The organism is Raineyella sp. W15-4 (assembly GCF_033170155.1).
GTDB lineage: Bacteria > Actinomycetota > Actinomycetes > Propionibacteriales > Propionibacteriaceae > Raineyella.
In genome coordinates this window covers 3,070,748-3,083,094 of record NZ_CP137079.1, presented here as the reverse complement: position 1 = coordinate 3,083,094, position 12,347 = coordinate 3,070,748, and the positions used below count along the sequence as shown (strand labels likewise).

General features: G+C 73.0%; 6 protein-coding genes. All 6 read left to right on the top strand.

Annotated features, from left to right (window positions below):
* Nucleotides 1-184: 184 nt before the first annotated feature.
* Nucleotides 185-1,543: a benzoate/H(+) symporter BenE family transporter gene (locus R0145_RS14395; protein ID WP_317837555.1), complete on the top strand. Its 1,359-nt coding sequence runs from the start codon at nucleotides 185-187 to the stop codon at nucleotides 1,541-1,543.
* Between the two features lie 215 nt (nucleotides 1,544-1,758).
* A complete protein-coding gene (purL, locus tag R0145_RS14390; protein WP_317837553.1) occupies nucleotides 1,759-4,014 on the top strand; it encodes a phosphoribosylformylglycinamidine synthase subunit PurL in 2,256 nt (751 codons plus the stop codon).
* Between the two features lie 107 nt (nucleotides 4,015-4,121).
* The gene (locus R0145_RS14385) at nucleotides 4,122-5,492 is read left to right on the top strand and encodes a dipeptidase (RefSeq protein WP_317837552.1); all 1,371 of its coding nucleotides are present in this window, start codon (nucleotides 4,122-4,124) and stop codon (nucleotides 5,490-5,492) included.
* Between the two features lie 63 nt (nucleotides 5,493-5,555).
* On the top strand, nucleotides 5,556-9,485 hold the full coding sequence (locus R0145_RS14380) for a WD40 repeat domain-containing protein (protein WP_317837551.1): 3,930 nt from the start codon (nucleotides 5,556-5,558) through the stop codon (nucleotides 9,483-9,485).
* Between the two features lie 96 nt (nucleotides 9,486-9,581).
* The gene (gene purF, locus R0145_RS14375) at nucleotides 9,582-11,159 is read left to right on the top strand and encodes an amidophosphoribosyltransferase (protein ID WP_317837550.1); all 1,578 of its coding nucleotides are present in this window, start codon (nucleotides 9,582-9,584) and stop codon (nucleotides 11,157-11,159) included.
* Nucleotides 11,156-12,277, top strand: a complete 1,122-nt coding sequence (purM, locus tag R0145_RS14370) for a phosphoribosylformylglycinamidine cyclo-ligase (protein WP_317837549.1) — start codon at nucleotides 11,156-11,158, stop codon at nucleotides 12,275-12,277. Before purF ends, purM begins: the two co-directional genes overlap by 4 nt.
* Nucleotides 12,278-12,347 lie beyond the last annotated feature (70 nt).

Here is a 12,347-nt window from a genome sequence, read left to right as displayed (position 1 = left end):
CAGGAGCCGGGCATCTTCCCAGTGACCGCCTCGGTATCTGCCGAGTCTGCCGCCGTGGGGTGCCTCAGCCCGGCACAGCCCGGTCCGTGCTGTCATGGCGGCCATAGTGTGACCGACGCCACAAGGGTGCGGTGTCTGCCGTACTCGACGTCGCCCACTCGGGCCGTACGACCAGGACGGTGACATGGACCAGCCGATGCTGACCGCGACAGATCGCGCACCGAAGGACGGACCTCGGATCCCGCAGCTCCGACCGGTGACCCCGGAGACCGGACCTCGGATCCCGGAACCCGACCCACGGGCCCCGGAGCACGGGCAGCAGGCGCCGCAGCACGGCGGGCCGCGCCGGCGACCGCTGCGCGCCGTCCGTGATCAACTGTCCGTCTCGGCGATTGTCGCCGGCTTCGTTGCCGTGGCGATCTCCTACGCCGGGCCGCTCCTCGTCGTCCTCCAGGCCGCCCGGGCCGCCGGCCTGTCCACCGAGCTGACCGGCTCCTGGGTCTGGGCGATCTCGGTCGGGTCTGGCGTCGCCTGCATCCTCGGCAGCCTGGTCACCCGGCAGCCGGTCATGATCGCCTGGTCGATCCCCGGTGCCGCGGTGCTGATGGCCACCCTCGGCAGCTACTCGATCAACGAGGCGATCGGTGCGTACATCGTCTGTGGCGTGCTCAGTGCGCTGCTCGGCGCCACCGGCCTGATCGGGCGGTTGCTCGCCCTGGTGCCCCGGCCGATCACCCAGGCGGTGCTCGCCGGGGTGCTGATGCCGTTCGCGATCACCGTCGCCGGGGCGGTCGTCACGGCGCCGGTGGTGGCCGGCGGCATCGTCGTCGGCTACCTGCTGGGCCGCCGGTTCCTGCCGCGGTACGCGGTGTTCGGGGCGATGGCGCTGGGCGCCGTCCTCGCCGCGGCCACCGGCGCGACCGGCACCTTCGACCTCCACCCCGGGATCACCGTCCCCACCCTGCTGGTCCCACACTTCACCACCGGGGCGATCCTCGGCATCGCGGTGCCGCTGTTCATCGTCACCCAGGCCGGCCAGAACGCCCCGGGCCTGATCGTGATGCGCGCCTCCGGATTCGAACCGAACGACCGGCTGCTGCTGACCGGTTCCGGTATCCTCTCGGTCGTCTTCGCCTTCTTCGGCTGCCACGCCCTCAACCTCGCCGCCGTCACCGCGGCCATCGCCACCAGCGGTGAATCCCACCCGGACAAGCACCGCCGCTACGTCGCCGGGATCTCGACCGGCGTCTTCTACCTGCTCGGTGGGTTCCTCGCCACGATGATCGTCGGCCTGTTCGCGGCGATCCCGCCGGCGATGCTCACCGCCCTGGCCGGGGTTGCGCTGCTCGTGCCGACCCAGAACGCGCTGCACGGCACCATGCAGGAAGCCGGGGCCGGCCCAGCGGTGATCGAGGCCGCCCTGGTCACCCTGGTGGTCTCACTGTCGGGGATCCACCCGTTCGGGATCGTCGCCGCGTTCTGGGGGCTGCTGGCCGGGATCGTGACGTACGGGGTGCTGAAGCGTCGGCCGCTGCGGGCCTGAGCAGCCCGCCGGTGGTCTCGGCGTTCCCGCGGGAACGCCCCGGCGTACGTGTCAGCCGCCCGCAGGGACTGGGCCGCCCGCACGCCCGGTGAGCGCCCCTGGACGGCTCGGTGAGCGCCGCCGGCACGGAGCGGTAGGGGGCGTACGGCGCCGTCGCGGCGCTCCGATCCGTGGTGCGCGGGCGGCGCCTGGGGCCGACCCGATAGATTGGGCCTGTGGCCGACACTGTGAACAACGCGCAGGAGACCCCCGACGTCGAGCAGCCCTGGGCTGAACTCGGACTGAAGGAGGACGAGTACCAGCGCATCCGCGAGATCCTCGGACGCCGCCCCACCGGCTGTGAGTTGGCGATGTACTCCGTGATGTGGTCGGAGCACTGCTCGTACAAGTCCTCCAAGCTGCACCTCAAGCGGTTCTCCGTGCTGCCCCAGACGACGCCTCGCGGGCCGCTGCTCGCCGGCATCGGCGATAATGCCGGGGTGGTCGACGTCGGCCAGGGCTATGCGGTCACCTTCAAGGCCGAGTCGCACAACCACCCCTCGTACGTCGAGCCGCACCAGGGCGCCGCGACCGGCGTCGGCGGCATCGTCCGCGACATCCTCGCGATGGGCGCCCGGCCGATCGGCGTGATGGACGCGCTGCGCTTCGGCCCGCTGGACGCCCCCGACACCGCCCGGGTGCTGCCCGGCGTGGTGTCCGGGGTCGGTGACTACGGCAACTGCCTCGGCCTGCCGAACATCGGCGGCGAGGTGGAGTTCGACGCCTCCTACGCCGGCAACCCGCTGGTCAACGCCCTGTGCGTCGGCGTGCTGCGCCACGAGGACCTGAAGTTCGCCAAGGCCACCGGGGTCGGCAACAAGGTGATCATGTACGGCGCCCGGACCGGCGGCGACGGCATCGGCGGCGCCTCCATCCTCGCCTCGGAGACCTTCGACGAGGGCGGCGAGGGCAAGCGCCCCGCCGTCCAGGTCGGCGATCCGTTCATGGAGAAGCTGCTGATCGAGTGCACTCTCGAGCTCTTCGCCGCCGGCGTCGTGACGTCGATCCAGGACTTCGGCGCGGCGGGCCTGTCCTGCGCCACCTCCGAACTCGCCTCCGCCGGCGACGGCGGCATGTGGGTGGACATGAACGCCGTCCAGCTGCGCGACCACACGCTCTCCCCGGAGGAGATCCTGATGAGCGAGTCGCAGGAGCGGATGATGGCCGTCGTCCATCCCGGCGACGTCGACCGGTTCCTGGCGATCTGCGCCAAGTGGGACGTCGAGGCCGCGGTGGTCGGCGAGGTCACCGACACCGGCCGGCTGGTGATCGAGTGGAACGGCGAGGTCGTCGTCGACGTGCCGCCGCGCACCGTCGCCCACGAGGGCCCGGTCTATGACCGGCCCCAGCGGCCGCGCGCCGACCAGGCCAGGGTCGAGGCCGACACCACCGCCTCGCTGCGCCGGCCGGCCGACGGCGGGGAGCTCGGCCGTACGGTCCTGCAGGTGATCGGCTCGCCCAACCAGGCCGACAAGTCCTGGGTGACCGACCAGTACGACCGCTACGTCCGCGGCAACTCCGTCCTCGCCCAGCCGGAGGACTCCGGCATGCTGCGGATCGACGAGCGCAGCAACCTCGGGATCGCCCTGTCGACCGACGCCAACGGCCGGTTCACCTGGCTCAACCCGTACCTCGGCGCCCAGCTGTCGCTGTCCGAGGCCTACCGCAATGTCGCCGTCACCGGCGCGACTCCGGTCGCCATCACCGATTGCCTCAACTACGGGTCGCCGGAGGACCCGGAGGTGATGTGGTCCTTCGTCGAGTCCATCAAGGGCTTGGTCGACGGCTGCGCCGCGCTCGGCACCCCGGTCACCGGCGGCAACGTCAGCTTCTACAACCAGACCGGCGACACCGCCATCCTGCCCACCCCGCTGATCGGCGTGCTCGGCGTCATCGACGACATCGCCCGGCACACCACGATGGGCTTCCGCACCCCGGGCGACCAGGTCTGGCAGCTCGGCGTGACCCACGAGGAACTGGACGGCTCGGCCTGGGCCGGAGTGGTGCACCGGCACCTCGGCGGCATCCCGCCCCGGGTCGACTTCGCCGCCGAGCAGCAGCTCGCCGCGCTGTTGGCCGCCGCTGCCCGGGAGGGTCTGCTGACCAGCGTCCACGACCTGTCCGAGGGGGGCCTGGCGGTCGCCCTGGTCGAGTCGGCACTGCGCCACGACAGGGGCGTACGGGTCCGGCTGGAGGGTGACCCGTTCGTCGGGCTGTTCTCCGAGTCGGTGGCCCGGGCAGTGGTCTCGGTCGTGCCGGAGAAGGCCCGTCGGCTGGCCGCGCTGGCCACCGAGTACGGGCTGGCCGCCGGCCGGATCGGCGAGGTCACCGACGAGGCCGCGGTCGAGGTCGAGGGGCAGTTCCGCCTCGGCCTGGACGAGCTGCGGGCCGCCTGGGCAGCGCCGATCCCGGCGGCGCTCGCGTTGGGCTGATCCGGGCTCCAGCGATCCGGGCGGATCGACCCCGGTCAGAGGCGGCCTCGCGGATGCCGGCGCGGTCGCTCCGCGCCGGCCGCGCCCCCGAGACTAGGGTGGACGCCATGACCGAAGCCCCCGGCGCGCTCGCCCGGACCCGCGACACTCTCGCCGCCCGACTCGACCAGCTGTGGCCGGGGGTGCTCGACGACCTGGCCCGGCTGGTGGCGATCCCGTCGGTCAGCGCCGACCCGGCCCACGCCGCGGACGTCCGGGCGAGCGCCGAGACGGTCGCGGCGCTGTTGACCGACGCCGGCTGCCCCGACGTCCGGATCGTCCGGGCGGGCGGCGGGCCGGCGGTGCTCGGCCGCTACCCGGCGCCGGAAGGTGCCCCGACGATCTGCCTGTACGCCCACCACGACGTCCAGCCGACCGGGGACCTTGCGCTGTGGACCTCCGCACCGTTCACCGCCACCCGGCGCGGCGATCGGTTGTACGGCCGAGGCACCTCCGACGACAAGGCCGGGATCGCCGTGCACCTGGCCGCCCTGCGCGCCTTCGGCGGGTACCCGCCGGTCGGCGTGACGGTGTTCATCGAGGGCGAGGAGGAGGTCGGTTCGCCGACCCTGCGGACGCTGCTGGAACAGCACCGCGAGGAGTTGGCGGCCGACGCGTACGTCATCGCCGACTCCGGCAACTGGGCCGTCGGCGTCCCCGCCTTCACCACCACCCTGCGCGGCGTACTCGACTGTGTCGTCACCGTACGCACCCTCGACCACGCCCTGCACTCCGGGCAGTACGGCGGCGTCGCGCCCGACGCACTCACCGCGCTGTGCCGGCTGCTCGCCACTCTGCACGACGACGCCGGCAACGTCGCCATCGACGGCCTCGTCTCGCGTCCCGGCCCCGGCCTCGACTACCCGGCCGACCGGCTGGCCGAGGAGAGCGGGGTGCTGCCCGGTGTCGCCTACCTCGGCGACGGGCCGGTCACCGATCGGCTCTGGACCCGCCCGGCCGTCTCGGTGATCGGCCTCGACGCCACCCCGGTCGACGGCGCCTCGAACACGCTGGCCCCCAGCGCCCGGGCCAAGATCAGCCTCCGGCTGGCCCCCGGCCAGGACCCGACGGCCGCGATGGACGCGCTGGTCGCGCACCTCGAGACCCACGCTCCGTGGGGCGCCCGGGTGGAGGTGACCCGCGGCGAGATGGGTACCCCCGGCGAGGCGCCGCTGGTCGGGCCGTACGCGGACGCCGCCGTGGCGGCCTTCACCGCGGCCTGGGGAGTCGAGCCGGTGACCATCGGCCAGGGCGGCTCCATCCCGATGGTGGCGGACTTCCAGCGCCTGTTCCCGGAGGCGACCGTGCTGGTCACCGCGGTGGAGGATCCGGACTGCCGGGCCCACGGCATCGACGAGTCGCTGCATCTGGGCGATTTCCGTCACGCCTGCCTGTCCGAGGCACTGTTACTGGCCACGCTGGGGGTGTCACGCCCCTAAGATCCTGGCTGTCGCGGGGGTGAGATCGGCTCGCCGGGCCGGCTCCCGACAGCGGGGGGAACCATGTCCGGATCGGATCCGACGGCAGCCGACGGCACTGGTGGGGGAACGGCGGGTGACGGGTCCACCGGGGCGGACCGGCCGCACGGAGGCGCCCCGGACGCCGGACTTCCGCACGCCGGACTTCCGCACGCCGGACTTCCGCACACCGGACTTCCGCACACCGGACTTCCGCACACCGGACTTCCGCACACCAAGGCCGCCATCGGCGCGGCCCTGGATGAACGGCGCGTCAGCGTCGGCCTGGCGTACCGGCCCCTTTCCCGCCGCAGCGGGGTCGCTACCGGCACCCTTCAGGGCTGGCTCTCCGGCCGGTCCCTGCCGACGCCGGGGTTGCAGGGCCAGTTCTTCGGGCTGCTGGATCTGCTCGGCCTCAGCGACGACCACACCCATGAGGAATGGTGGGAGGCCGTCGAGAAGGCCCGGCGCGCCCCGGGCACTGCGGCGGGGAACCCGTACGTCGGCCTGCGCCCGTACGCCCCGGAGGACCGCGAGCTGTTCTTCGGCCGGGAGGACGAGCTGGCCGAACTCGCCCAGCGGGTCCGCGACGCCGCCGCGGCCCGCGCCGGGGCCGTGGTCACCCTGCTCGCCCCCTCGGGCGGGGGCAAGTCGTCGCTGCTGGGTGCCGGTCTGATCGGCACCGCCTGCGCGGCCGGCGGTGCGCTCGACGGGTGGTACGGCGCGCTGATCACCCCGGGGGAGGACCCGGAGACCCGGTGGCGGGCGACGTACGCCGCGCGGGAGGACCACCCGGACTGCCCGGCGGTGCTGGTGATCGACCAGGTCGAGGAGCTGTGGACCGTCGCCAGCCCCGAGCAGCGGACGGCCGCAGTGCGGTTGCTGGAGGCGTTCGCCGAGGGCGCGGCGGCCGGGCCTGACCGGCCACCGACCGTCGTCGTGGTGGGGCTGCGCTCGGACTACTTCGGCCCCGCCGCCGAGATCGACGCGCTCGGCCCGTCGCTCGGCCACGCCATGCTGCTGCGCCCGGTGACCGCCGACCAGGCCGAGCGGATCATCACCGGGCCGGCCCGGCTGCGCGGTGTCGCGGTCGACCCGGGGCTGGTCGCGGTGCTGCAGCGGGACCTGAGCGTCGGCGGCGGCCCCTGGTCCGCGGGCGGTCCCTGGTCCGGCGGGGCGCTGCCACTGCTCTCCCAGGCACTGACCGAGACCTGGGACAAGGCGGCCGGCCCGACCCTGACGGCCGCCGACTATCTTGCCGTCGGCGGAGTCGCCGGGGCGATCGACCGGACCGCCGAACGGGCGTACGCCGACCTCGGCCCGGAGGAACAGCAGACGGCCCGCGGACTGCTGCTCCGGCTGGTCCGGGTCGACTTGGACGCGCCGGTCCGTCGGCCCCTCGAACTGGACCTGCTGCACGACGAGCAGGCCTGGACGGTGGTGGAACGGTTCGCCCGGGCCCGGCTGCTGACCGTCGGCGAGGACACCGTCGAGATCGCTCATGAGGCGTTGCTGCAGCACTGGTCCCGGCTGCGCGGCTGGGTCGAGGAGGACCTGGAGGACCTGCAGGCCCAGGCCTACCTGTCCCGGGCCGCGGCACTGTGGGCGGAGCACGACCGCGACCCCGACCTGCTCGTCCCGGTGGAACGGTTCGGCCTCGGCCTGGAGGACGACGGTGTCGCGGAGCGAATGCTGGGCACGGTCGACCGGGACTTCGTCACCGCCGGCCGCGCGCACTTCACCGCCCGCGACCAGGAGCAGCTGCGGATCAACCGGAGGCTGCGGCGACGGTCCCGGATCGCCGTCTCCGCCTTCGGGGTGGCGATGGTGCTGGCGATCCTGGCCGGGCTGGCCCTGGTCAACATGCAGAACACCCGCAACCAGGCACTGTCGCGCCAGATGGCGCTGACCTCGTCGCTGGTGGCCGACCAGGACCCCGGACTGGCGGCCCAGATCGCCCTGGGCGCCTCCGAGCTGGCCGCGACCCCGGAGGGGACCTCCGCCCTGGTCAGCGCCACCGGCCGGCCGTTCCCGCGGCGGACCCTGGGGGCCTCGGTGGCGACCAGGCTCGTGGTCGATCCGGATGCCCGACTGCTCGCTCAGCCGGGTCCCGACGGTGTGCTGCGGATCTGGCGCGGCCAGCCGGCCCTCGGCGCCGCCGACGGTGACCCGGAGTCGGTGACCCTCGATCCACAAGGGCGGACACTCTTCTCCGGGGCCGTCACGACCGTCGGACAGCGGCTGCTGCTGGCGGTGGGCGGCTCCGAGGGCCGCTGGTTGCTGGACGCGACCAGCACCCCCGCCAGGGTGCTGACCACCCTCGGCGAAGGCCCCGGTGTCACCTACTCCCTCGTCTTCGGCCCGGACGGACGCACCCTCTATGCCGGGATGCAGGACGGCAGCATCCGGCGCTGGGACGTCTCCTCCCCGGAGACCCCGCGTGAACTCTCCCCGCTGAGCGCGCAGTCCGATGCCGTCCGCGACCTGGCGATCAACCGGGACGGGACCCGGTTGGCCGCCGCCGGGATGACCGGAGTGACGCGCTGGGCCCTGGGCGGCGACCGGCCGACCCCACTGCCGGTGCTGACCACCTCCGCCGCGGTCCAGGCCGTCGCCTTCTCTCCCGACGGCCAGTGGCTGGCGGCCGGCGAGGCTCGTTCCCACCTGGTGTCGCGATGGCGCCTCGACGGTGACACGGCGACCTCGCAGTCCCCGCTCACCGGTTTCGAGAGCTGGATCAACCAGGTCGCCTTCTCCTCCGACGGCGGGCGGATCCTGGTGGCGTCATCGGACCAGACGATGCGGGAGTTCGCCCAGCCGGCGGGCACGCAGCTGCGCAGCTACACGCACCCTGCCGTCGTCAGCGCCGCGGCGTACGACGGCGACCGGATCGTGTCCCAGTCGAGTGACGGCACCATCCGGTGGTGGCCCCGGGCCGATCCGGAGTTCGAACACTTCCCGAACGGCCTGTTCCAGGCGACGTCCGACACGACGGGGACCCACCTGCTCGTCACCGTCGACCGTCTCGGCAGCATCTTCGCCTGGGACCTGGCCGATCCGGCCATCCCACGACGGCTCCCCGATCCCCAGCGACCGGCGGACCCGGCGGGGGAGACGCCCCCCGCGGCGACCGGCGTCGTCGGCGACGGTTCGGCGATCCTCGGCGGGACGGTCCAGGGGGACCTGCTGGTCTGGCTACGGAGGGGCGACGGGTTCGCGTCGCCGCTGGTGATCCCGGTGGACCCCGGGCAGGCCCTCACCTGGATGGGGACCTCAGCGGACGGCCGGACCCTGCTGACCAGTGCCATCACCAGTCAGAAGGGCTACCTGCTGCAGCGCTCGGACGCCGGCTACACCATCTCCGGCTCGATGGACGTGAACCAGCCGCAGAGCATGGCGATCAGCTCCGACGGACATCGGGCGGTGGTCTCCGAGGTGGATGCCCGTGCCACCGTCTGGACCATCGATGACGCCGGCCGGCCCACCCTGGCCGCCACCCTGACCGACCTCGGCTCGGTGGGGACCGCCGAGGTGATGAGTCCCGACGGGAAGTACGTGGCGATCGGCACGGACGCCGGCCAGGTCATCGTCTACGACCTGACGAACCCCGGTGCGCCCCGCCGGGTGTCGGAGGCGAGCACCGCGCTCGGCGCCATCTACGGACTCGCGGTGAGTCCCGACGGCACCCGGCTGGCTGCCGGCGCCGGTGACCAGCGGATCTGGCTGTGGAGCTGGCAGGACGGCGAGCTCAGCCCCTGGGCGTGGATCGACGCCGCGCTGACCCGGGTCAACGACGTCCGGTTCGTGGACAACGGCCGCCGCCTGGTCGGGATCGGCGCGAACGGGACGATCGCCTCCTGGGATGTCGACGTCGCCCGAGCCCGGCAGACCGTGTGCGAGGGCCGCGGCGCCCCGCTGACCGCGGCCGAATGGGCCGCCCGTCTGGTCGGGGCCCGGCCGCGGGAGCTGTGCTGAGGCGACCGGGTCACCACCCCCGGCGGGCGTGACAGTGCACAGGACGTGACGGTGTACAGGAGTTGAGGATGCGGGCCGTGCTGTTAGGCTGACAAGGTGCCACGTCCTGATGGCCGGCTGACCGCCGAGCTCGACCCCCTGGAGAAGTCCCCGCAGGACGAATGCGGTGTGTTCGGTGTCTGGGCGCCGGGTGAGGACGTGGCGAAGCTGTCCTACTACGGTCTCTACGCCCTGCAGCACCGCGGCCAGGAGTCCGCCGGGATCGCCGTGTCGGACGGCTCGCGGATCATGGTGTTCAAGGACATGGGACTGGTCTCCCAGGTGTTCGACGAGGGCACGCTGACCTCGCTCACCGGCGACATCGCCATCGGCCACGCCCGCTACTCGACCACCGGCGCCAGCGTCTGGAGCAATGCCCAGCCGACCTTCCGGGCCACCTCGACGTACGGCATCACGCTCGCCCACAACGGCAACCTCACCAACACCGACGACCTCGAGGGCTGGCTGCGCGAGCGCCGGCCGACCGAGGAGGTGCCGCACAAGAACTCGATGGACTCCACCAACGACACCTCCATCGTGACGGCGCTGATCGCGACCTTCGACGAGCTGCCACTGGGCAGCGCGGCGCTGCAGGTGCTGCCGCACCTGCGGGGCGCCTTCTCGCTGGTCTTCATGGACGAGAAGACCCTCTACGCCGCCCGCGACCCGCAGGGGTTCCGCCCACTCTGCCTGGGCCGTCTGGAACGCGGCTGGGTGGTCGCCTCGGAGACCTGCGCCCTGGACATCGTCGGCGCCTCCTTCGTCCGCGAGGTCGAGCCGGGGGAGTGCATCGCCATCGACGCCGACGGGCTGCGGTCCACCCGGTTCGCCGAGACCCGGCGCAAGGGCTGCGTCTTCGAGTACGTCTACATCGCCCGGCCCGACTCCACCATCTTCGGCCGCTCGGTGCACGCCTCCCGGGTCGAGGTGGGCCGTACGCTGGCCCGCGAGCACCCGGTCGAGGCCGACCTGGTGATGCCGGTGCCCGCCTCCGGCGTGCCCGCCGCGATCGGCTACGCCCAGGAGTCCGGGATCCGCTACGCCGAGGGCCTGGTCAAGAACAACTACGTGGGGCGTACGTTCATCCAGCCGTCGCAGACGATCCGCCAGCTCGGCATCCGGCTCAAGCTCAACCCGCTGCGCCACGTCATCGAGGGCAAGCGGCTGGTGGTCGTCGACGACTCCATCGTCCGCGGCAACACCCAGCGGGCGCTGATCAGGATGCTGCGGGAGGCCGGCGCCGCCGAGATCCACGTACGGATCTCCTCCCCGCCGGTGCGCTGGCCGTGTTTCTTCGGGATCGACTTCGCCACCCGGGCCGAGCTCATCGCCTCCGGGCTGAACGTCGAGGAGATCTGCCGGTCGATCGGCGCCGACTCCCTCGGCTACGTCAGTCTCGATGGCCTGGTGGCCGCCACCGACCGGGCCGGGGACAGCCTGTGCCGCGCCTGCTTCGACGGGATCTACCCGGTCGAGCCGCCGCCGCATGCCCTGGGCCTCCTCGGCGACGGCTTCGTCGCCCCGCCGAGCAGCCAGTTGCCGCTGCTCGACGACACCGACGAGCAGTACGTGACCGTCAGCACCTCACCGGCCGGGCTGGGTGTCGCGGCCGCCGACCCCGCGGAGGACCGATGACCCAGGAACCGACCAGCTCCGACGCCACCGCGTACACCGCGGCCGGTGCGACGGCGACCACCGCCACCGCGTACGCCGCGGCTGGGGTCGACATCGAGGCGGGGGACCGTGCGGTCGAGCTGATGAAGGCCTCGGTGGCCGCGACCCGACGCCCCGAGGTGCTCGGCGGGCTGGGCGGCTTCGCCGGCTTCTTCGACGCCTCTGCACTGGCCGGCTATCGTCGCCCGGTGCTCGCCACCTCGACCGACGGGGTCGGCACCAAGGTCGCCATCGCGCAGGCCCTGGACCGCCACGACACCATCGGTCAGGACCTGATCGGCATGCTCGTCGACGACCTGGTCGTCGTCGGCGCCGAGCCGCTCTTCGTCACCGACTACATCGCCTGCGGCCGGGTCGTCCCGGAGCGGATCGCCGGCATCGTCAGCGGCATCGCCCGCGGCTGCGAGCTCGCCGGTGCCGCCCTCCTCGGCGGCGAGACCGCCGAACACCCCGGCCTGCTCGACCCCGACGAGTACGACATCGCCGGTGCCACCACCGGCGTCGTCGAGTACGACCGGATCCTCGGCCCGGAGCGGGTGCGACCGGGCGACGTGGTCGTCGCCCTCCGGTCCTCCGGGCTGCACTCCAACGGCTACTCGCTGGTCCGGCACGTGCTGCTCGACCGGGCCGGCTGGGCGCTGGACCGTGAGGTGCCCGAACTCGGCCGGGCACTGGGCGAGGAACTGCTGGTGCCGACCCGGATCTACGCCCGCGACTGCCTCGCCCTGGTGGACGCCACCGAGGTGCACGCGATGAGCCACATCACCGGCGGCGGCCTGGCCAACAACCTGGCCCGGGTGATCCCCGACCACCTCACGGTCCGCGTCGACCGGGCGACCTGGACCCCGCAGCCGATCTTCCCCCTGGTCCAGCAGGTCGGTGGCATCTCCCGGCCCGACATCGAGGCCACCCTCAACATGGGTGTCGGCATGGTGGCGGTGGTCCCGGCCGCCGCCGTCGACGCCACGCTGGCCACATTGGGCGCCCGCGGGATCGATTCCTGGGCCTGCGGTGAGGTCCGTACGGCCGGCTCTGACGACGGTGGGACGGTGATCCTCGAGGGACGACACGCGGCGTGATTCTGGGCGCCGACACGGGGTGCTGGCGGCCGGTGGAGGACTTTGATTCGTCCACCGGCTCGGGTAGCCT

Bases quoted from the DNA above. Each gene is read 5' to 3' on its own strand.
- R0145_RS14395 (WP_317837555.1), top strand. From the start codon at position 185: ATGGACCAGCCGATGCTGACCGCGACAGATCGCGCACCGAAGGACGGA.
- R0145_RS14385 (WP_317837552.1), top strand. From the start codon at position 4,122: ATGACCGAAGCCCCCGGCGCGCTCGCCCGGACCCGCGACACTCTCGCC.
- R0145_RS14380 (WP_317837551.1), top strand. From the start codon at position 5,556: ATGTCCGGATCGGATCCGACGGCAGCCGACGGCACTGGTGGGGGAACG.
- purM (WP_317837549.1), top strand. From the start codon at position 11,156: ATGACCCAGGAACCGACCAGCTCCGACGCCACCGCGTACACCGCGGCC.